Source organism: Cytobacillus firmus (assembly GCF_023657595.1).
GTDB lineage: Bacteria > Bacillota > Bacilli > Bacillales > Cytobacillaceae > Cytobacillus > Cytobacillus firmus_B.
Genome location: NZ_CP098323.1, coordinates 2,251,901 through 2,271,774, shown reverse-complemented (window position 1 = coordinate 2,271,774; position 19,874 = coordinate 2,251,901). Strand labels below are relative to the sequence as shown.

Here is a 19,874-nt window from a genome sequence, read left to right as displayed (position 1 = left end):
TAAAATTATACCACTTTCAGCGCGTAATCGCGAATTCTTCTTATTATCATGTAACCTCTTCGATAAAAGTTTAGAGAATTAACAGGAAGCAGGAGGAAAAAGTCGAATACATAAAGATTATAAAAGGATGAGAGGAAGTGCGATTTTAATGGAATCTCTTTTAAAAGCAGATGTGAAGTTAAAACCTTTCCAGTTTACAATTGAAAGGGGAAAAATCAAAGAATTCGCTATGGCAATTGGAGACAAAAACCCTATTTATTATGATGCCGACACTGCGAGAAAAGAGGGGTACCGTGACATCCCCATCCCGCCAACATTTCCAACAGCCATCGAGATGTGGGGTGGCATGGATTTCGAAACCCTAATTGAGCTATTCGGACTTAACCCGCTCAAGGTTCTTCACGGCGGCCAGGAATATTGCTATATGGGGGAAATATGTGCTGGTGATACAGTAACTGCAGCCCCTAAAGTAATTTCTTCTTTCGAAAAGAGGAACCTGCGGTTTATTACAATAGGTATTCAGTACATAAACAGTGATGGAAAAGATGTTCTCTATTCAGAATCCACCATTATAGAAAGAGGGGGAAGCAAAAATGAGTGAGCTGAAAATGATTCATAAACCAGAGATCACACATACACAGCTGGTCAAGTATGCAGGGGCATCCGGAGATTTCAATCCGATTCATACAGTAGTCCCTGTAGGAGAAAAAGCCGGATTGGACGGAGTGATCGCCCACGGGATGCTTATCATGGGAATGGCAGGTGAAGCACTGGCTGAGTGGTTTCCAAGAAAGGACCTGAGAAGGTTCAAAGTGCGCTTCAGCAAAATGACACGACCCGGCGAGAAGCTGACAATAGAAGGGAGAGTGACTGGAGAGAAATGGGAAGATAACGAAAAAAGGCTGACAGGAGAAGTATCCGTTAAAAATGAAGCTGGTGAGCAAAAGCTTTCCGGCCGGTTCGAATTTAAAATTTAATAATAAAGGAAGGAATGTTTATGGAAGGCAATATTGAGATCCAGCTCCAGCCAAAATCAAAGTGGAAGAAGTACTCGCTTTGGAGCATTGCTATCATATTAGTGCTGCTGGCTGCAGCCTTTTTCATTATGTATGGTTTTTTGTCCCGCTCTCTGCCTAAAACAGGTGGGGAAATCAGAATAGGCTCCATCTCTCAGGAAGTAATGGTCAATCGGGATGTCAGCGGAGTCCCGCACCTGCTTGCTGCTAATGAACGGGACCTTTTTATTGCACAAGGCTATGTCCAGGCTCAGGATCGCCTTTTTCAGATGGATTTAAGCAGGCGTCAGGCATCGGGAAGATTGAGTGAAGTAATTGGAGAGGCTACAGTTGAAAATGATAAATATTTTAGAACTCTTGGTTTGAGAAGGGCTGCAGAAGCATCCTATGAAGCATACTCCTCCGATGCAAAACAGATTTTAGGCTGGTTTGCAGAAGGAGTTAATCTTTATATTAAAGAGGTTAAAGAAAATGGAAAAATGCCTATTGAATTTTCCATACTCGGCTATGAACCGGAAGAATGGTCTCCAGCGGATTCGCTCACTATTGGCAAATATATGGCATATGATCTTGGCGGACACTGGGAAAGCCAGGCGTTCCGCTATTATCTCCTTCAGCGTTTTCCGGAAGATAAAGCATATGAATTATTCCCCTCCTATCCGGATGAAGCCCCATACATAATAGGAAAACACAACTTAAATATTGAAGAAAGCTTTGCATCTGTCATCACGCCTCCTGAATTTAACGGAAGCAATAACTGGGTGGCAGCCGGCAGTAAAACGGCATCAGAAAAGCCTATTTTGGCTGATGACCCTCATCTGTCTCTCAGCACACCTTCCATCTGGTATCAGATGCACCTGGAGTCTCCTGAAATGAACGTCAGCGGTGTCATTTTTGCCGGAATCCCGGGCATCATCCTCGGTCACAATGAAGATATTGCATGGGGAGTAACCAATACAGGACCAGATGTTCAGGATTTGTATATCGAAAAAAGGAATCCTGCCAAAGAAAACGAGTTTCTATTCAATGAAAAGTGGGAAAAGGCAGAAGAAATAGAAGAACCAATTAAGGTAAAAGGCAAAGAGCCAATTAGCTATAAAATAACGATTACACGCCACGGACCTGTGATATCGGAATTTGCTGGAGACAGCGGCAAGGATACCGTTCTGTCCTTACAATGGACAGCGCTTCAGCCTTCAAAAGAGCTGGAAGCCATTCTAAAAATGAATAAATCATCAGACTGGAATCAGTTTGAACAAGCATTGGAGTTATTTCATACACCTGCCCAAAACTTTGTATTTGCTTCTTCGGATGGAACTATTGCTTATAAAGCAAATGGTAAAATCCCAATCAGAAAGAAAGGAGACGGACTGCTGCCAGTGCCCGGCTGGTCGGATGAATATGGGTGGAAAGGCTACATTCCTTATGATCAGCTGCCTAAAACGGTCAATCCCGAAGAAGGGTATATATCAACGGCAAACAATAAGGTTATTGATGACAGCTACCCTTACCATATCAGTCATGATTGGGCACAGCCCTATAGACAAATGCGCATTCAGGAATTTCTCAAGAGCAAGGATGATCTTACAGCTGAAGATATGATGTCACTGCAAATGGATCAGAAAAACCTGCAGGCAAAGGAATTCATACCGCTTTTCCTGTCCGGAATGAAAGAACCATCCACCGCTCTTGAAAAGGAAGCTTTATCGATCCTGAGTAAATGGAATTATATTGACAGCAAGGATGAGGCAGCCCCTCTTATTTTCAATCTTTGGATGAAAAGCATATCCGATGTTCTTTTTGAAGATCAGATATCTCCCGAAATGAGGAAGCTTTTCAAAGGACAAAAGCAGGCAGTGGATGAATTATTGAGAAATGCAGCAAATGGCCGGGAAAGCATCTGGATTGAAGAAAAGGGCGGATTGCAGGAAATCCTTTCCCAATCATTGAGTACAGCGGTCAAGGAAGCCGAAGATCTTCAAGGAAGCAGCCCGACTAAATGGAAATGGGGTAGCTATCATCAATTAGCTTTTTCCCACCCGCTTTCGAGTGTAAAACCTTTAAACTATTTGTTTAATAGAGAGGGCCAAATTCCTGTTGGCGGCAGCTCAGTCACTGTGCAGGCGGCAGCCAACAAAGACGATGGCACAGTGAATCATGGAGGCTCATGGAGATTTGTGATTGATACACAAAACATGAATACTGCCTACCATCTGGTGGGACCAGGGCAATCCGGACATCCTTTAAGCGAGTGGTACCATGATCAGATGAAAGACTGGGCAGATGGGAACTATCATAAAACAGTTCTCACTGAAGTAAAAACCAGGCAGACTCTTTTATTAAAACCTTGAAAAAGTATAAATTGTTTCTTTTTGTTCATAGTTTTTTCATAAATTTCATGTAAAATATTAATCATACAGGCAGGGAAAAAGGAGTTTTTTAGATGGCTAAAAAACAGCTGGTTGATTTAGTAAACCGATTAAAGAAATCCGGTATTAAAGTAAGCTTCTCAAAGCCAAGATCAAAAACTTTAATACTCATTGACCAAAACAAAAATTTATCTTCTTCTGCGAACTAGGTTAAAAAAAAATGGCGGATCCTAAAATCCGCCATTTTTTTTGTTAAATTTGCTTCATTATCTTTTTGAAAACTTCATTCCTGTCAAAATCTTCTCCCATAGGGAACTTCTTAATAAATTTATTATTCTCGTCAAGCAAATACACAAAGGTGCTGTGAACATAGAAGCCATCACCGGGATCACGGTATTGAAATTGGAAAGTGTTTGCGAGCTCCTGAATTTCTGCCTGATCCTTTTTCAATGTATCAGGATCAGCAGTAAGAAAGATCCAATTCTCATCATTTTCAATATCAAAGGTGCTTCTATATTTTTTAAGAACATCTGCGGTATCCCTATAAGGGTCGATCGTAACAGTAATAAATTGCACTTTGTCCCCAAATACACCCTCATTAGTAAGATCACTTTTCAGGAGATTCATCCTTTGGGTAGTCGTCGGACATATATCCGGACAGTGCGTATAAATAAATTCAACAAGCTTCAGCTTTTCATCAGATTCTTCAAAGTCATATACCTTCTCATCATCGGTTAAAAGTGTAATATGTTCAGGTATCTTTGATGTCATATCACGAATGATAAAAAAAGAAATGCCGGCAGCAATGCCTAATACGACAATAATAGCGGAAATCATATATACTTTTTTCATTATTTCCCCTCCCAATATAAGGATAAATAATATCCATCAAAAATCCTATGGATAATCTGTGAACTTATTCTTAATGGGAAGAAACTTTAAAGGATTTCCATTAAAAAAGGAACCCCGAAAGGTTCCTTTTTTTGATTCGGCTATTATTTCATGGAGATCCATACACTCTTAACTTCTGTATAGTTATCAAGAGCGTATGAGCCCATTTCACGTCCGATACCGGATTGCTTATAGCCGCCAAATGGGGATGCAGCATCGAAAGCGTTATAGCAGTTCACCCAAACTGTACCAGCGCGGAGTTTATTGGCCACATAGTGTGCATTTGCAACATCACGAGTCCAAACTCCTGCAGCTAATCCATATTCGCTGTTATTGGCACGGTTAATTAATTCGTCAATGTCATCATAAGGCATGGCCGAAATAACCGGTCCGAAGATTTCTTCCTTCGCAATTGTCATTTCGTCATTAACATCTGCAAAGATAGTAGGGGAGACGAAGTAACCTTGCTCCTGAGGCTTATCTCCTCCTGCTACAAGCTGAGCACCTTCGCTTAGGCCTTTTTCAATGTACCCAAGAACTCTGTTTTGCTGCTCAGCAGATACAAGCGGGCCGATTTCAGTGTCAGCATGAATTCCGGCACCTTGCTTGATTTTTTTAGCATGTGAAGCCATATCAGCTACAACATTATCAAACTGCTTCTTTTGTATGAAAACACGGGAGCCGGCACAGCAAACCTGTCCCTGGTTGAACATAACACCGTTAAGAGCTCCAGGAATTGCCTTTGATAAATCAGCATCCGGCAGGATAATGTTCGGAGACTTGCCGCCAAGTTCAAGCGTAACCCGCTTCAAGGTCTTTGAAGCATTGGACATAATCCGTTTACCTACTTCAGTAGAACCAGTAAAGGCAATTTTATCTACCAGCGGATGGTCAACAAGCGGCTGGCCAGCTGTTTCTCCAAAACCAGGGACAATATTGATAACCCCTGGAGGGAAGCCTGCCTGATCCATTAACTCAGCAAGATATAAAGCGGAAAGAGGTGTTTGCTCCGCTGGTTTAAGAACAACCGTACATCCTGTTGCCAGGGCAGCACCAAGCTTCCACATTGCCATTAGAAGAGGGAAGTTCCAAGGGATGATTTGCCCCACTACACCAACGGCTTCATGGCGGGTATAGTTGAAGAATGGTCCGCTGACAGGAATAGTCTGTCCGACAATCTTCGTAGACCAGCCTGCATAGTAGCGCATATGTTCAATTGCCAATGGAATATCGGCATTTGTTGTTTCACGGATTGGCTTTCCATTATCCAATGTCTCAAGCTGTGCTAATTCTTCACTGTTTTCTTCCATAAGATCGGCAAGCTTGTACATCAGGCGGCTGCGCTTAGAAGCGCTCATTTTAGACCATTTTCCTTCATCAAACGCCTTTCGGGCTGCTTTTACTGCGAGATCAATATCTTCTGCACCTGCTTCGAAAACAGTAGCCAGAACTTCTCCTGTCGCTGGATTATACGTATCAAACGTTTTCTGTGATTTGCTTTCTACAAATTCACCATTGATATATAATTTCTTCTTTCCGCTTAAGAACTTTTCTACCTTTTCTTTTAAACCTGCAGTTAACTGACTCATATAATTCCTCCTTAAAATAGTAGTCTATGTATTTCCATGCTGCAAAACTTTAGAAGAATACTATTGGTAACGCTTACATCAATACTTTAACATTAATAAAAATATAAAATCAACTCTGAATTAAAATAATTTTCAGATAATTTTCGACAATTCTCGCCTTTACCTCAAAAAAAATAGCATACCGGTTATCCAGTATGCTATCAGACTATTAAATTAACATTCCTGCAATTGCTGCACTTAATAGAGAGGCAAGAGCTCCAGCTATAACTGCACGGATGCCAAGCTTGGCAATATCATTCCTGCGGTCAGGAGCCAGGTTGCCGAGGCCGCCCAAAAGGATGGCCATAGAGGAAATGTTCGCAAAGCCGCAAAGCGCGAAGCTTACTACTGCAACAGTCTTAGGAGACAGGCTGCTGATTTCAGGAGCAAAGGCTGAGTAAGCAACGAATTCATTCAACACAAGCTTTTGGCCGATGTAGCCGCCAGCCTGTACTGCTTCAGCCCAAGGGACTCCAACTGCAAAAGCAATTGGTGCAAAAATAAAGCCAAGAATCATTTCAAGTGTTAAGTTTTCAAGCCCGAAAAGTCCGCCTGCAAAACCGATGATTCCATTGATTAAGGCAACTAAAGCGATGAAAGCAAGAAGCATGGCGCCGATGTTCAAGGCAAGCATTAAACCATCGCTCGCTCCCCGGGCCGCAGCATCTACGATATTGACAGATTTCGTATCTTTTTCAATGTTAATATCATCAGTTGTTTCTGATTTTTCAGTTTCAGGCATCATCATTTTAGCCATTACAAGACCTGCAGGAGCTGCCATAAAACTTGCTGCAAGCAGGTATTCCAGTGGAACACCAAGCAGTGAATAACCAATCAGAACTGAACCTGCCACGGAAGCCAAACCGCCGGTCATGATAGCGAATAATTCCGACTTTGTCATTTTGCTGATGAAAGGGCGGACGATAAGAGGTGCCTCTGTCTGTCCGACAAAAATATTGGCAGCAGCAGAAATCGATTCTGCCTTGCTGGTTCCGAGCAGCTTAGAAAGGCCTCCGCCAATCACTTTAATAATGAATTGCATGATCCCTGTATAATATAGAACGGAGATTAGGGAAGAGAAGAAGATAACAACTGTCAGGACCTGGAATGCAAATACAAATCCAACACCTGAACCTTCTTGAAATAATCCTCCAAAGAGGAAATTAACTCCTTCATTGGCGTAACTTACAATGTCATTTACTGCAAAAGTTAATTTTTCCAGTGCCTTTTTCCCAAGATCCCATTTTAGCACGGCAAAGGCAAAGGCAAACTGAATGGCTAGACCGCCAAGAATTGTGCGTAAATTGATCGCTTTACGATTTGATGAAAGAAGGAAAGCTATTCCCAATACGGTCACAATCCCAAATATACCCCAGATAAAACTCATGTTGACACCTCATTTGTTGAATTTAGTAGAATGAAAACGTTTTTACGAAACGTCAAAAATATAGACCTCTGATAAAAGAGGTTTGTGAATAGACGTCAGACATCTAACTTGATTACCTGTCCATTTTAACATGAATCCGTTTGCAGTAAAGAGTTTTTTTCTTACCAAATTAAATTGGGTGATTAATCTCCTATTTTGTTCACATTTTCGGCGTTTTTTCTTTCTAAATCATTGCCAGGCTCCGATAAGGTAAAAGTATCTTTGATTTTATTTTATTGCTCCGTTACAACTGCCCATTCGGGACAAACATCATGTTCATACACTGTCACTAGACGTCAGGAGGTGTTAGAATGGGTGCAGGTGCAGGATATGGCGGCGGTTTTGCTTTAATCGTTGTCCTGTTTATACTTCTAATCATTGTTGGTGCTGCTTGCGTAGGCTGGGGATATTAAAGGATAAATGAACATGTAAACTGCTTAAAATCTGCCTTAATCAGGGCAGATTTTTTGTTTTCACACATAGAGTTTGATTTGAATCGTATGATAATCGGTTTAATGTCCAAAATAAGGATAGTTCTTATTAGAAGGAGGGATTATGCATGAATAAAAAAGATAATAATGAAGGCACGAATATTGCTGGCAGATATTATGAAACTGAGGATTATAAAAGAAATGATCAGCTTTCTTCAGGACTCGCAACAACGCATGAGCAGGTAAGTGATACCTATATGGAAGGACAGGCGGATGCCGTTATTGAGGATGTAGTTGGCGTGGATATTTCCATCCCCCGTAAAGGGTATGATGAATAACGGATAGAAAGGAGGCATTTCAATGGCGCCGAGAGATGCTCAAGAAGACCTGAGCCAATATAAAATGCCGGAAGTTCTCCGAAAAAAGAGGACTTCTTCCTATCGGGTGGGCTATCAGGCTACAACAGGCAATCAGACACCTGGTGAACCGGAAGCAGGCAAGAGGACAGATGAAGAAAATTAATTAGCACTGCTAATTGAATAGAACTAGAAAGAGAGGATGTATTAAAAACATCTTCTCTTTTTGCACTTTGGGGATTTTGCATGGAAAAACGGGTTATACCACTTGAATTTTTATTTTTTGCACAGCATTATATCCGTATCCTTTCCTGTTCCAGTAAGGCTTTATTGGCTGAATATTGCCCTCTGTATCTGTTGCCCGCACAAGAATGGTATATTCGCCCTTTTTTACCTCCCAATTAAAATGCCACTTTACCCAGGAGTATTTTTCGTTTCCTCTGTATTTAAGCGACGCTTTTCTCCAAGTATCCCCATGATCAAAGCTTATTGCGACTTCATTAATAGTACCAGTTCCAGTCCAGGCAATACCTTTTATAACATGTAACCCCTCATTAACAATGGAACGATCCAATGGATGCTGGATTGTGCTGTTAACATTTATGGCTGTAACAGGCTTTTTATCTAAATCGCTATCTTCATAAGGATAGTAAACGTAATCTTTTGTTTGAAATGGGCCATTAAATTCATGCTGAATAATAAATATATTTCTAAGCCACTTAACGGAGGCCATTGCATACCATTGAGGGACAATTAGCCGAAAAGGATAACCATGCTTATAAGGTATGGGCTTGCCGTTATATTCATATGCTACGATCGTATCTTCATGGAGTGCCTTTTCAATCGGCAGGCTTCTTGCAAAGTAAAAGGATTCTTTGAAATCTTTGCGTTCACCGAAATCCATTCCCGCAAACACAGCTTCTTTACTTCCAGCCAATAGTCCCGCTTTATCCAGCAGCTCTTTCAAAGGTACTCCTTTCCATTTCCCCTGACTGACTGCCCCTTCTTCCCACTGCTCACCAAAAACCTTTGGTTTGAACTTAGCTCTGTTATTGCCGGAGCATTCCAGAGGGACCAGAATTTCTATGAATGGAAAGCGGATAAGTTCATTAAATGATATTTCCATCGGTTTATGAACATTGCCGGCAATCGACAATACTAAATTCCGGGTATGAATTTGCGGGTATGCAAAATGATTCCTTAGATAGAAATAACCCTGCGGTGTTTTCCAATTCTTCAGAAAATGAATGGGAGACTCCTGGTTTTCCGGTGTCAGACTGAGTGTTTTCAAATAAGGTACTGATAGACGCTTATTCATGGACCATCACCTCTATTAATAATACAGGGCAATGCTAAAGCTTAGAACTATAGACTATCTGAACTTCATTTATCGTTACTAAGTTTACTGCCGGCATTTTGAAGGAATAATCGTTAATAAAAATGCTGAAGGGCGGTAAAAGCATGAAGAAAGAATTACAGATAACAGGGCACAGACCTTTTCCGCTGCCTGATAAACCCTGGGTGATGGAGCAAATATGGAATGATGTTCTGTTTGCACATTGGCCGGTACCGGCAGAAATAATGGAGAAGCATATTCCTTCTCAGTTAACTCTGGATACATTTAAGGGCGAAGCCTGGATCGGAATAGTACCTTTCTGGATCAGCAGAATGAGAGTCCGCGGCTTGCCGGCATTGCCAATGATGAAATCAATGAATGAGCTGAATGTAAGAACTTATGTAGAGTATGGGGGCAAGAAAGGTGTGTATTTTTTCAGCCTGGATGCCGATAATTTTTTAGCGGTTACAGGAGCCAGAATGCTATATTTCCTGCCCTATATGAATGCCGAAATGAAAGTTGATAAAACAGAAGGACTCATTAATTATGAAAGCAGGAGAAAAAACGAAAATAAAGAGAGCGTACAAATCAAAGTCCAATATAAGCCAGCTTCCAGCCCATTTAATGCACAGGCAGGGTCACTTGATGAATGGCTGACTGAGAGATATTGTCTATGGGTAACAAAAGGTGAAGAAGTTTTTCGCGGGGATATCCATCATACAAAATGGCAGCTGCATGAAGCTTCATGTTCGATATACGAAAATACAATGGCATCATTTTTACCTGACAAGTACTTTACGAACGAGCCAATTTTACACTATTCTCCTCAAAAGCATGCTTATTTTTGGCCCTTAACAAGGGTTACATCATGATAAACAAGCAGACAGCCTTTTTCATGATCTAACCCAATGAAAACTTCATTTCTTTAAATAATTTTCTGCCAGCATTCTTTTTACTTCGTTATAGGATAATCCGGATTGGCTATTCAGCCTTTTTACCTCATCAATATCTGTTCCTGCGATAGTAAGGTTTTTCTTCTTCTGTTGGCGGAACATTAAATAGCCTCCTCTTCCAATTTGTTTTTATCATTTTCAATAATTTTCCCGTTTCTTGTCCATACTATGAAAAAAAGGAGGCGATTCCAATTTTTTTCAATAAAAAAGGCCAAGATGATAAGCCAGAGGTTGTAATGCTCGACACAGAGGTGTATTCCTGTAATAGCTGCAATGGCTGGATGAGAAAAGATTTTGCCTCTTCAGATTTAAAATGTCCATTATGCGGTGATGAAACAACTGCCGAAATGAGGGAATTACCGCAAATTTTATAATCAGCAAATAAAGAAAGACTGATTCCTTACAGTCTTTCTTTATTTGTGTCAGTACTCTCCGTATAATTCCTGAAAAGCCTCTTCTGCATCCTTTTCAGAAGAAAACAGTGCATCATCTTCTTCTATTAAATGAAATGACTCATTAAGAAAGAGGGCTACTGCATTAGGATCTTTTGGATGCGGAACAATTTCAGCAGGCCTAACGTTTGCTACACTGGGCGTGTGAGGATTATGGTAAATGACATATACCTCATCTCCCGATTTTACTTTTTTAGGATCAATTGTTTCCATTAGTTTCACTCCCCATTTATAGGTTTTCATTTTGCTGGCCGATTTCTTTTGCGCCTAGAATAGCATTTGCCGTTTCCAGCTGTTCATGTTCATCAACAGAATCCCCGACCGCATTTTTCAGATTCGGAAATTTGCCGTCATTTCCAATGGTAACCATCTTTTCTTTCGGTGCAGAAGTCAGGTATTTTTCATCCATTTCTTTCATGATTCACTAACCCTTCTGAAATATATTCGAGCATCTTTCTTTAAAGTTTTCTCTCCGCAGTGATCTAATATTCAGCCATATAATCCTAATTCAAATGGGCAAGTTAGCTATAAGGCTAAATTGAGGTGATAAGAATGAATGCAACTAAAAGGCTGATTGCAGCTATTCAATCGGAAGCAGGCTCTCTCAGCGATCCATTTTGGTTTGAGCGCATTATTGAAGCTGCCGGGAAAGCAAAATTTGTTTTATTGGGAGAAGCTTCACATGGAACATCTGAATTTTATTCTATAAGAGCGGAAATATCCAGGAAGCTCATTGAACGGAAAGGGTTCAATTGTATCGCTGTGGAAGGGGACTGGCCTTCCTGCTTTACAGTTAACAGGTATGTTAAAGGGTATACGCCAATGAACCCCCTTGAAGCACTGAAGGATTTTAACCGGTGGCCGACATGGATGTGGGCGAATGAGGAAATAAAACAGCTGATTACCTGGATTCATGATTATAATCAGCACATTAAAGAGCAAAGCCAAATGGCGGGTTTCTATGGCATCGACATATATAGTTTATGGGAGTCTATGGATGAAATAATAAAACTTCTGGAATCAAAGGGAGCAGCCGAGCTGGAAGCTGCTAAAAAAGCATTTTCCTGCTTTGAGCCATTTCACCGGAAACCGGAAAATTATGCAGTCGCTGCAGAATTTTATGGAGACGCCTGCGATAAGGAGGTTGCCGACCTTTTGCTGAAAATTAAAAACAAATGGGAGGAAACCAACAACTTTGAAGAGGAATCACTGAACCTTTTGATAAACAGCCTTGTTGCCCTGAATGCAGAAAACTATTATCGGGCGATGGTAAAAGGCGGTCCTGATGATTGGAATATCAGGGACCATCACATGGTAAGTGCACTGGAGGAAGTATCGGAATTTTACGGAAAAGATGCAAAGGTTATCGTTTGGGAACACAACACACATATTGGAGATGCAAGAGCAACCGATATGAAAGAAGAGGGGCTTGTGAATGTTGGGCAAATCCTCCGCGAAAAATACGGAGAAGACCAAGTTTTCGCATTATGCTTTGGCACTTACTCAGGTACCGTTATAGCCGCCGAACAATGGGGGAGTGAAATGCAGGTTATGGAGGTGCCGCCCGCACAGACGGGAAGCTGGGAGGATGCCCTTCAAATGGCTGGTCCCGGAGATAAAGTATTGCTGTTCAACGATGAAAACAGAGATCTATTCACAGATACTATTGGACATCGGGCCATCGGAGTTGTATATAATCCTGAATATGAACAGTATGGTAATTATGTTCCCACTAAAATTTCTCTAAGGTATGACAGCTTTGTTTTTATAGAAAAAACGAATAGCTTAAAACCGCTTAATTTGCCTATCAGAACACTTTAAAACCATCAGAGGAAACACAAGAATCCCCTCCTTAAATCGGAGGGGGTTCTTGTTACACATAGCTGTTTTCCAATTCGTCTACCAATGATCCAACATAGCTTACTGCTTTGCGGATCGGATCCGGCTTAGACATATCAATGCCGGCACTCCTAAGCAGTTCAAGCGGTTTTTTCGTTCCTCCGGCTTTAAGGACATCAAGCCAGCGGTCGACAGCAGGCTGGCCTTCCTCCTGAATGCTTTGTGCCATAGCAGTGGAAGCTGTTAAACCGGCTGAATAGGTATATGGGTAAAGTCCCATGTAATAGTGAGGCTGTCTCATCCAGGTTAAAGCGGCCTTATCATCCAGTTCAACCGAATCTCCCCAGAATTCAGCAAGTGTGTCTAATTTTTGAGCTGAGAGTGTTTTCGCCGTTAACGGAACACCCTGTTCAGCCAGACGATATACTCTGCGCTGGTACTCTCCTTCGAGAAGATGTGTGACAAAGTTATGATAATAAGTTCCAAGCATTTGAAGAATAACCCAGCGCTTCATTCTTTTATCTTCAGTACCAGCCAATAAATGCTGGCCAAGCAGCATTTCGTTTAGTGTAGAGGGTGCTTCGACAAAATAGGTTGAAGGGCGGGTATTCATGATACGCTGATATTTATTGGCCAAATAAAAATGACCCGCATGCCCAAGCTCATGAGCGAGAACAAAAGCACCGCGCATCGTGTCTGTCCATGTAATCAGGATGAAAGGATGTGAACCGTACGGACTTGCACAAAAAGCGCCTGTGGATTTTCCGACGTTATCAGCTAAATCAACCCACCGTTCTGACAGGCCTTTCTTCATTATATCGGTATATTCCGGGCCCATTATCTTGAGAGCTTCCAATATGACTTCTGATGCTTTTTCAAATGTTGTTTCCGGATTGAACTCCGGATCAAGTGGAGCCTTCAGGTCACAAAAAAGCATTCTATCCAATCCCAGGACTTTTTTCTTCAACTGAGCATATCTGCGCATATGGGGAGCAAGTTCCTTTTGGATAATGTCCAGCTGATTGTTATACATTTCCTCTGTTACATGCTGGGAATCGAGAAGCATTTGTGTGACTGAGCTGTATTTTCTCAGTTTCGAAAGCGTTACCTCCTTTTTTACCTCCGCAGAATATGCAGAAGCAAATGTATTCTTGTAGTTTTCCAATGAATCTGTAAACGAGGCATAGGCATTCCGTCTGATGGTGGTATCCGGCGAAAATTCATAGCGATCCTCGTAAAGAGCAAAAGAGTTGGGCAATTCGTTTCCTTGACTGTCTTTAAATGAGGCAAATGGCATGTCAGCAAGTTTTGCAGCCTGATAGATATTATAGGGAGCACCGAATACTTCTCCTAATGCAGCCAGCGCTTCTTCCGTTTCCGGAGAAAGTCTGTGCCTCTTTGTTTCCAGCAGTTCGGTCAGCCCATTTCTGAACGGTTCCAGCCTGCTTTCTTCTTTTATGTATTTTCGAATTGTACCATCAGGCAGAGACAATAACTCAGAATCAATAAACGATAGAGTGGAGGCGGCTTTTGCTCTTAAAGAGGCTATTTGTGATGAAATAGCCTGATTATCGGGATTTGTGCCATCTTCTGATTGGCGCAAGCTTGCATATGTGCCGGCCTGGACAAGACGGATAGAAAGCTTTTCCTGAGCGGAAAGGCAGTCAAGCAAAGCTTGCGGACCTTCATGGAGTTTTCCTTTGTATTGCTCAAAAACAGCAAGATCCTCTTCAATACTCTTTATCTCTTTATGCCAATCTTCCTCCAATGCAAATAAATCCTCCACTTTCCATGTGCGCTCTTTCGGTACCTCATGACGCTTTAATCTGGTTATTGCTGTTTGAACCATATATCGTTCCCTCCTATTTCGATTCTCTAAATAAAGAGTTTATGGAACAATTATACAAGAAGAGGAGATATATTTATAGACTTTTCAAATAATTTCATATTATTCAGCAACAGCTGAGGTTTTTTAATAAATAAAAAGCGGAAGGACCAGGAAGCCTTCCGCTGATTGTGCTATTCCATTTTCTTTGACAGACAGCGATCACATTCCATTAAGTATGATTCAGCCTGTTCCTTTACTGTTTGGCCACACTCGGGACATACCTTTTTAGGAAGGGTTCTGAAGAATTCAACCGGACTTTTAATCATTACTATTTCCTCCTTTTTATAATACAGTTTATTTTGTTTTCTTCTGTTGTAGTACAGTATATACCAAATATATTTTAATGTGAAGTGTTTTGATTAAATTTTTTTAAAAATTTAATTTATTGTTTTTTCAGGCATAAAAGAGGGTTAAAATCTGCTCTTAAGCTTGTCAGTTTTAATGAGCTTCAGACTTTATTTCTCCCAGCCTCTTCCATGGCATGAATGATTCCATTACAATCATATTGAATAAAGTAAAAATGAGGGGGCTTAAAGCCTGCGATGACTGAGATAATTGTATCTTTTAATCCGATATTAATATTTGCGGCCGTTATACTGACCATTATGGCTTCCTATACAGCATTAGATTTATTTACTTTAATAAAATCATCTGAAAGCAATCAGAGGTTCTTGTTCTTAGGCGGAACTTTTTCACTTGGAATCGGCATATGGATCATGAACTTCATTGGCATGGTCGCGATCAACATAAATGCTTCCGGAAGCTACAATATTCCTCTTACCTTATTGTCCATGATTTTTGGCATCTCCTTTACCGGAATGGCATTTAGTGCAGTAATCGGACGACAGCTGAAGAAAGGCAATCTTCTTGCGGGCAGCTTCTTTTTAACGATGGCAGTCCTATCCATCCATGTAACAGGAATGTATGCTATCGGGATGAATGTCCAATTTGGCTCCATTGTATTTCTCATTTCCACCCTGATTATTTTTGCTTCTTTTTTATTTTCACTTTGGATGCTCTTTTACTCAAAAAGTCTTTCCTATTCAAGACATATATGGATAAAGCCTTTAAGCGCACTCATTATTGCCGGAGCCGTTGTAGAGGGGTATTTTCTGCTCATCCGATCGTCCTCATTCTATCCAAATGGGGAGATTAGCAGGGAGGGAGACTCGCCGGGGACTTTTCTGATTTTCCTGGTATTATTTGCAGCGATTCTAATCCTTAGCGGCCTCATTGCTTCAAGCACCCTAATGAGCAAGCGGCTGGAAGCAAGCGACACTAACTTACACGATATTCAGGCTGCACTTGATGAATCATCTATTGTGGCTATTACTGACCCAAAGGGGAGTATTACGTATGTGAATGATAAATTTGTTGAGATTTCCAAATATGAAGAATATGAACTGCTGGGCAAAAATCATAATATTTTAAATTCAGGATATCATCCGCCAGAGTTTTTCCACCAACTATGGAAAACGATTGGGTCGGGGGAAATATGGAAGGGAGAAATACGAAATAAAGCAAAGGACGGAAGCTTTTATTGGGTCGAGACAACAATTGTACCCTTCCTCAGCAAAAAGAATAAACCGTATCAGTATGTTTCCATCCGGACAGATATATCTGCCTTGAAAACTGCTGAAGCCAATCTCAAAAATTCCTTGAAAGAGGTTAACGATATTAAATTTGCTCTTGATCAGTCTTCCATTATTGCATTCACTGATGAAAAAGGGATTATAACCAATGTAAATGAGAGGTTTTGTGAAATTTCCCAGTACAGCAGGCAAGAGCTGATAGGACAAAACCATTCGTTATTAAATTCAAATCTGCATTCAAAAGATTTTTTTAAGAACTTATGGAAAACAATTGGCTCTGGTGAAGTATGGAGAGGGGAAATACGAAATAAAGCAAAGGATGGGTCTTATTACTGGGTCCATACAACAATCGTGCCGTTCATGAATGCGAACGGAAAACCTTATCAATACTTAGCCATAAGAAACGATATTACCGAGAGGAAAACAACAGAGGAAGTGCTGCATCGGCAGGATAAACTGGCAGCAGTGGGCCAGCTTGCTGCAGGGGTTGCCCATGAAATCCGCAATCCGCTGACAACAATGAAAGGATATACAGAGTTCCTTCAGCTGGATGAAACGAATGAAGAGAGACAGGAATACTTAAGCATCATTTTAGATGAAATTGACCGGGTAAATCATATAGTAGAAGATTTTATGGTTCTTGCTAAGCCAAAAGCCGCTGAACTGGAAGAAAGAGATATCATACCTATTATAAAGAATGTCATCTCTTTTCTGGAATTCGAAGCCCGGAAACGGGACGTGAAAATTCGTTTCGAATATGAACGGGATATCATCCAGATTGAATGTGACGAAAACCGCCTTAAACAGGTTTTCCTTAATTTTATCAAAAATGGAATTGAAGCGATGCCTGATGGAGGAGATATTACAGTCAGAGCAGCTATCATAAATAACCAGGTGCAGATAGCGATACAGGATACAGGTGTCGGAATACCACAGGAAAAATTGAAAAATATCGGAGAACCATTTTTTACAACCAAGAAAAATGGGAATGGTTTAGGCTTGATGGTCAGCTTTAAAATTATTGAAAGCCATAATGGCAAAGTATTTATCGAGAGTGAATTAAATAAAGGTACGACATTCAATATTGTTTTGCCTGCGAAATCTGCCTAGCCAATCCTAATCGGATTGGCTTTTTCATTAGAAATTAATTCCTCTCCTGTTTAAAAATAGATATTGCCAATAAATGGACAAATTATAAAAACATTGGATCGAATCCCATGATAACAGGAAAAGCACCACTTTCAGTCTAAAACGGCACCTGACTTTGAAATATGTTTGTTATGAGGCTGTTATATCCGTAACGGGATTATTATCTGTTTGTTCTTTTTTAGTAAAGATTCCATGTTATTATTATCCCCGTTAGCTAAAAACGAGCTATACGGGAGGTTCTATCATATGAAAAAATCAATTTTAACTTTTGTAGCAGCTGCCGCAATTACCGGAACAGCAGGTGCGAATGTACAAGCTGAAGAAGTGACAGTAAAAAAAGGCGATACTTTGTGGGATTTTTCCCAGTCATATAATACACCAGTTGACATGATTAAAGAATGGAACGGGCTGTCTTCGCATATCATCCACCCGGATGATGTACTTAATGTATACCCTGAAAAGAAATACATAGTATCAAAAGGCGATACTTTATGGGATATAGCAAGAGAGCATAGTGTCACAGCTGAGGCAATCAAAGAATGGAACAGCTTGAGTTCTGATTTAATTCGTCCGGACGATGAATTAATTCTTTATCCGGATGCCAAAGCTGTTAATGCTGCAGCTGTTCCAGTTCAGGCTGCTCCGGCAAAGTCCGAACAGCCTGCAAAAACAGCAGCTGCTTCAGAGCAAAAATCTGAACAGCCTGCAGTAAAACAAACACAGCCAGCTGAAAAATCACAGCCGGCTCCAGAAGCAAAGCCAGTCGCAGAGTCTAATCCGGAACCTGCTAATCCTGCAGCGGAATCAAAGCCTGCATCTGAGCCTGCCAAGCCTGCAGCGGAATCCAAACCAGCTGCCGAGCCTGCTTCTGAAAAACCTGCGGAAAATGCAAATGATGAAGCAACTCAAAAAGTGCTGAATATGGAAGCAACAGCCTACACAGCTAATTGTGAAGGCTGCTCAGGAATTACAGCAACAGGAATCAATTTAAAAGAAAATCCAGATCAAAAAGTAATCTCAGTAGATCCTAATGTGATCCCGCTGGGAACTAAAGTCCATGTTGAAGGATATGGTGAAGCTGTCGCAGGAGACACTGGCGGAGCCATTAAAGGCAACAAGATTGATATCTTTATGCCATCTCAGGAAGATGCCATCAATTTTGGCAGAAAAACTGTTAAAGTTACAATTTTAGATTAAAGCTAGAAAAGAAGGCACTTCTCCAGGTGCCTTCTTTCTTTTACTCTTTATTCTTGCCATCCCTTGCTTTTTCCTCCTGACTGACAAAGAAGCTGTGGACTGGTTTTGACAGCTGTTTTAAGCTTTTTTCGAAGCGTTCAGTAAGGTGGGAGGCACGCTCATAAACGATTGACTTTAAATGATCCAATTGTCTGCTGATCTTTTCAGTGATCGCCTCCTGGCGATGTAAACGTTCCATTATCGACTTGCTGGCCTGTTCCTGTTCACTAAGCTTATTGCTTAATTCTTCTTTCAATTGCTCCTGCGTCTTAAACTTTTTCTCAGCTTCCTCCGAAAATGACGCGAACTGCTGATCTAAACGCTCCATTACTGTATTATGAAATACTTCCTGGACATCAAGCTTTTTGCTTAATTCTGCTTTCATTTCTTCCTGTGCTTTAAAATTTGTTACGGCCTCTTCAGAAAATGCCTCGAATTTATCAAATTTACGGGAAAGCGCCTGTGTTGCCGCTTCCTGACAGTAAATTTGTTCAAGTATTTTCTGGTTTACCGGCTCTTCATTTTCAAGAGTTTCCAGAATCTCCTTATTCATTCCCTCCAAGACAGCCAGCCTTTTATTCAATAAATTATTCTCCTTTTCGCGCTCATGCATCATTTCCAGAAAACCCGCCAAAAAAGCATCCTGCTTTTCTATCTTAGCTGTCAAATGCCCAATATGATTACTTTGTTTGCCGGCAGCACTTTTTACAAGCTTCCTCATATCAATAAACGAATCCTCTAGCTGAGTCTTCATCTCATCATAAGTTTCAGACAAGCGGGTATTAACGGTCTGCTGCTCTTTTATTACTTCCTGGAGAAAGTTGAGACGGTAAGTACCCTGATTGGAAACAGTATCTGAATGGCTTAAATAAAGCTTAGGATTAGCATCCTCATTTGATTTTTGTGCCATAGGAACACTCCTCAGTTTTCACCTTTTTTATAGCCTATGCATGATCTTTTTATGAGGGATGGGCACTGTCCTATAAAGTGAAACTTCTATCAGTGGGGAGCTCTTTATCCCCCACTGATTGTTAGTCGCGTTCTAGTGTCGCTAAGATCTCCGCTAGCGCTTCGATCAATCGACACTACGAACCCGATTGGTTCAACTAAGCCTCTGCCTGCGCGTCGGCAAGTTTCACTGTATCTCACCAATCGGGCCTTTACGGGCAGTTTGACTCCCATTTATCCTCCTTTGATTCCGCTGAGTCTTAAAATGGGAGTATTACTGCCCGTAAGACTGCGATAAAAGCCTAAACATTTTTCTGTTAAGCGTAGCTTACTTGCTTTTTATTAGGCTCTGTTATGGCTTATT

The 19,874-nt window shown here is 40.9% G+C and carries 22 protein-coding genes; 12 read left to right on the top strand and 10 right to left on the bottom strand.

The window, feature by feature from the left end:
* Window positions 1–148: 148 nt before the first annotated feature.
* The 4 genes from NAF01_RS11570 (at window position 149) to NAF01_RS24975 (ending at window position 3,594) form a co-directional block, all read left to right on the top strand.
* Window positions 149–601, top strand: coding sequence for an FAS1-like dehydratase domain-containing protein (locus NAF01_RS11570; RefSeq protein ID WP_250802320.1), 453 nt, complete (start codon window positions 149–151; stop codon window positions 599–601).
* Window positions 594–977 (top strand): MaoC/PaaZ C-terminal domain-containing protein, encoded by a 384-nt coding sequence (locus NAF01_RS11565; RefSeq protein WP_163145066.1) that lies wholly within the window; start codon window positions 594–596, stop codon window positions 975–977. Before NAF01_RS11570 ends, NAF01_RS11565 begins: the two co-directional genes overlap by 8 nt.
* Window positions 978–1,009: 32 nt before the next feature.
* Entirely contained in the window at window positions 1,010–3,367 is a 2,358-nt protein-coding gene (locus NAF01_RS11560) for a penicillin acylase family protein (RefSeq protein WP_250802449.1), read from the top strand.
* Between the two features lie 92 nt (window positions 3,368–3,459).
* Window positions 3,460–3,594: a hypothetical protein gene (locus tag NAF01_RS24975; protein ID WP_258750305.1), complete on the top strand. Its 135-nt coding sequence runs from the start codon at window positions 3,460–3,462 to the stop codon at window positions 3,592–3,594.
* 43 nt (window positions 3,595–3,637) lie between these two features.
* Here NAF01_RS24975 and NAF01_RS11555 read toward each other — a convergent pair whose 3' ends face one another.
* The 3 genes from NAF01_RS11555 to NAF01_RS11545 form a co-directional block, all read right to left on the bottom strand.
* Window positions 3,638–4,237, bottom strand: a complete 600-nt coding sequence (locus NAF01_RS11555; protein WP_048011634.1) for an SCO family protein — start codon at window positions 4,235–4,237, stop codon at window positions 3,638–3,640.
* 143 nt (window positions 4,238–4,380) lie between these two features.
* Window positions 4,381–5,865 (bottom strand): aldehyde dehydrogenase family protein, encoded by a 1,485-nt coding sequence (locus tag NAF01_RS11550; RefSeq protein ID WP_197207003.1) that lies wholly within the window; start codon window positions 5,863–5,865, stop codon window positions 4,381–4,383.
* Between the two features lie 208 nt (window positions 5,866–6,073).
* Window positions 6,074–7,291 (bottom strand): NupC/NupG family nucleoside CNT transporter, encoded by a 1,218-nt coding sequence (locus NAF01_RS11545; RefSeq protein ID WP_048011636.1) that lies wholly within the window; start codon window positions 7,289–7,291, stop codon window positions 6,074–6,076.
* Between the two features lie 350 nt (window positions 7,292–7,641).
* Here NAF01_RS11545 and NAF01_RS11540 point away from each other — a divergent pair, with 350 nt between their 5' ends.
* The 3 genes from NAF01_RS11540 to NAF01_RS11530 all read left to right on the top strand — a co-directional run bounded on the left by NAF01_RS11540 (window position 7,642) and on the right by NAF01_RS11530 (window position 8,283).
* A complete protein-coding gene (locus NAF01_RS11540; protein ID WP_082139040.1) occupies window positions 7,642–7,743 on the top strand; it encodes a YjcZ family sporulation protein in 102 nt (33 codons plus the stop codon).
* Window positions 7,744–7,889: 146 nt separating this feature from the next.
* A complete protein-coding gene (locus tag NAF01_RS11535; RefSeq protein ID WP_048011637.1) occupies window positions 7,890–8,099 on the top strand; it encodes a YozQ family protein in 210 nt (69 codons plus the stop codon).
* A gap of 22 nt (window positions 8,100–8,121) precedes the next feature.
* Window positions 8,122–8,283, top strand: coding sequence for a hypothetical protein (locus NAF01_RS11530; protein ID WP_197207007.1), 162 nt, complete (start codon window positions 8,122–8,124; stop codon window positions 8,281–8,283).
* Window positions 8,284–8,376: 93 nt separating this feature from the next.
* Here the strand turns inward: NAF01_RS11530 and NAF01_RS11525 are convergent, their stop codons facing one another.
* Window positions 8,377–9,435 (bottom strand): sulfite oxidase, encoded by a 1,059-nt coding sequence (locus NAF01_RS11525; RefSeq protein WP_222500750.1) that lies wholly within the window; start codon window positions 9,433–9,435, stop codon window positions 8,377–8,379.
* Between the two features lie 143 nt (window positions 9,436–9,578).
* Here NAF01_RS11525 and NAF01_RS11520 point away from each other — a divergent pair, with 143 nt between their 5' ends.
* Window positions 9,579–10,325, top strand: a complete 747-nt coding sequence (locus tag NAF01_RS11520; protein WP_222500748.1) for a YqjF family protein — start codon at window positions 9,579–9,581, stop codon at window positions 10,323–10,325.
* Window positions 10,326–10,370: 45 nt separating this feature from the next.
* Here the strand turns inward: NAF01_RS11520 and NAF01_RS11515 are convergent, their stop codons facing one another.
* On the bottom strand, window positions 10,371–10,508 hold the full coding sequence (locus NAF01_RS11515) for a hypothetical protein (protein WP_222500746.1): 138 nt from the start codon (window positions 10,506–10,508) through the stop codon (window positions 10,371–10,373).
* Between the two features lie 29 nt (window positions 10,509–10,537).
* Here NAF01_RS11515 and NAF01_RS11510 point away from each other — a divergent pair, with 29 nt between their 5' ends.
* Window positions 10,538–10,780 carry a cold-inducible protein YdjO-related protein gene (locus NAF01_RS11510; RefSeq protein ID WP_315900343.1) on the top strand — a complete coding sequence of 81 codons (243 nt, stop codon included), beginning with the start codon at window positions 10,538–10,540 and terminating at the stop codon, window positions 10,778–10,780.
* 48 nt (window positions 10,781–10,828) lie between these two features.
* Here NAF01_RS11510 and NAF01_RS11505 read toward each other — a convergent pair whose 3' ends face one another.
* Together NAF01_RS11505 and NAF01_RS11500 are read right to left on the bottom strand one after the other, a co-directional pair.
* Window positions 10,829–11,071 (bottom strand): transcriptional regulator SplA domain-containing protein, encoded by a 243-nt coding sequence (locus tag NAF01_RS11505; RefSeq protein ID WP_048011640.1) that lies wholly within the window; start codon window positions 11,069–11,071, stop codon window positions 10,829–10,831.
* A gap of 16 nt (window positions 11,072–11,087) precedes the next feature.
* Window positions 11,088–11,276 (bottom strand): hypothetical protein, encoded by a 189-nt coding sequence (locus NAF01_RS11500; protein WP_163145062.1) that lies wholly within the window; start codon window positions 11,274–11,276, stop codon window positions 11,088–11,090.
* 134 nt (window positions 11,277–11,410) lie between these two features.
* Between NAF01_RS11500 and NAF01_RS11495 the strand changes: the two genes are divergently transcribed.
* Window positions 11,411–12,679 carry an erythromycin esterase family protein gene (locus NAF01_RS11495; RefSeq protein WP_250802319.1) on the top strand — a complete coding sequence of 423 codons (1,269 nt, stop codon included), beginning with the start codon at window positions 11,411–11,413 and terminating at the stop codon, window positions 12,677–12,679.
* A gap of 52 nt (window positions 12,680–12,731) precedes the next feature.
* Here NAF01_RS11495 and pepF read toward each other — a convergent pair whose 3' ends face one another.
* Both pepF and yhfH read right to left on the bottom strand, forming a co-directional pair.
* Window positions 12,732–14,546: an oligoendopeptidase F gene (gene pepF / locus NAF01_RS11490; protein ID WP_222500743.1), complete on the bottom strand. Its 1,815-nt coding sequence runs from the start codon at window positions 14,544–14,546 to the stop codon at window positions 12,732–12,734.
* 170 nt (window positions 14,547–14,716) lie between these two features.
* The gene (gene yhfH, locus NAF01_RS11485) at window positions 14,717–14,851 is read right to left on the bottom strand and encodes a protein YhfH (protein ID WP_009334590.1); all 135 of its coding nucleotides are present in this window, start codon (window positions 14,849–14,851) and stop codon (window positions 14,717–14,719) included.
* A gap of 276 nt (window positions 14,852–15,127) precedes the next feature.
* Between yhfH and NAF01_RS11480 the strand changes: the two genes are divergently transcribed.
* Window positions 15,128–17,287 carry a PAS domain S-box protein gene (locus NAF01_RS11480; RefSeq protein ID WP_222500741.1) on the top strand — a complete coding sequence of 720 codons (2,160 nt, stop codon included), beginning with the start codon at window positions 15,128–15,130 and terminating at the stop codon, window positions 17,285–17,287.
* A gap of 285 nt (window positions 17,288–17,572) precedes the next feature.
* On the top strand, window positions 17,573–18,523 hold the full coding sequence (locus tag NAF01_RS11475) for a LysM peptidoglycan-binding domain-containing protein (RefSeq protein WP_222500739.1): 951 nt from the start codon (window positions 17,573–17,575) through the stop codon (window positions 18,521–18,523).
* Window positions 18,524–18,563: 40 nt separating this feature from the next.
* Here NAF01_RS11475 and NAF01_RS11470 read toward each other — a convergent pair whose 3' ends face one another.
* Window positions 18,564–19,472 (bottom strand): hypothetical protein, encoded by a 909-nt coding sequence (locus NAF01_RS11470; RefSeq protein WP_250802318.1) that lies wholly within the window; start codon window positions 19,470–19,472, stop codon window positions 18,564–18,566.
* Between the last annotated feature and the right edge of the window lie 402 nt (window positions 19,473–19,874).

Coding starts and splice junctions, on each gene's coding strand:
- NAF01_RS11570 (WP_250802320.1), top strand. CDS start 149: ATGGAATCTCTTTTAAAAGCAGATGTGAAGTTAAAACCTTTCCAGTTT.
- NAF01_RS11565 (WP_163145066.1), top strand. CDS start 594: ATGAGTGAGCTGAAAATGATTCATAAACCAGAGATCACACATACACAG.
- NAF01_RS24975 (WP_258750305.1), top strand. CDS start 3,460: ATGGCTAAAAAACAGCTGGTTGATTTAGTAAACCGATTAAAGAAATCC.
- NAF01_RS11555 (WP_048011634.1), bottom strand. CDS start 4,237: ATGAAAAAAGTATATATGATTTCCGCTATTATTGTCGTATTAGGCATT.
- NAF01_RS11550 (WP_197207003.1), bottom strand. CDS start 5,865: ATGAGTCAGTTAACTGCAGGTTTAAAAGAAAAGGTAGAAAAGTTCTTA.
- NAF01_RS11545 (WP_048011636.1), bottom strand. CDS start 7,291: ATGAGTTTTATCTGGGGTATATTTGGGATTGTGACCGTATTGGGAATA.
- NAF01_RS11540 (WP_082139040.1), top strand. CDS start 7,642: ATGGGTGCAGGTGCAGGATATGGCGGCGGTTTTGCTTTAATCGTTGTC.
- NAF01_RS11535 (WP_048011637.1), top strand. CDS start 7,890: ATGAATAAAAAAGATAATAATGAAGGCACGAATATTGCTGGCAGATAT.
- NAF01_RS11530 (WP_197207007.1), top strand. CDS start 8,122: ATGGCGCCGAGAGATGCTCAAGAAGACCTGAGCCAATATAAAATGCCG.
- NAF01_RS11525 (WP_222500750.1), bottom strand. CDS start 9,435: ATGAATAAGCGTCTATCAGTACCTTATTTGAAAACACTCAGTCTGACA.
- NAF01_RS11520 (WP_222500748.1), top strand. CDS start 9,579: ATGAAGAAAGAATTACAGATAACAGGGCACAGACCTTTTCCGCTGCCT.
- NAF01_RS11515 (WP_222500746.1), bottom strand. CDS start 10,508: ATGTTCCGCCAACAGAAGAAGAAAAACCTTACTATCGCAGGAACAGAT.
- NAF01_RS11505 (WP_048011640.1), bottom strand. CDS start 11,071: ATGGAAACAATTGATCCTAAAAAAGTAAAATCGGGAGATGAGGTATAT.
- NAF01_RS11500 (WP_163145062.1), bottom strand. CDS start 11,276: ATGAAAGAAATGGATGAAAAATACCTGACTTCTGCACCGAAAGAAAAG.
- NAF01_RS11495 (WP_250802319.1), top strand. CDS start 11,411: ATGAATGCAACTAAAAGGCTGATTGCAGCTATTCAATCGGAAGCAGGC.
- pepF (WP_222500743.1), bottom strand. CDS start 14,546: ATGGTTCAAACAGCAATAACCAGATTAAAGCGTCATGAGGTACCGAAA.
- yhfH (WP_009334590.1), bottom strand. CDS start 14,851: ATGATTAAAAGTCCGGTTGAATTCTTCAGAACCCTTCCTAAAAAGGTA.
- NAF01_RS11480 (WP_222500741.1), top strand. CDS start 15,128: ATGACTGAGATAATTGTATCTTTTAATCCGATATTAATATTTGCGGCC.
- NAF01_RS11475 (WP_222500739.1), top strand. CDS start 17,573: ATGAAAAAATCAATTTTAACTTTTGTAGCAGCTGCCGCAATTACCGGA.
- NAF01_RS11470 (WP_250802318.1), bottom strand. CDS start 19,472: ATGGCACAAAAATCAAATGAGGATGCTAATCCTAAGCTTTATTTAAGC.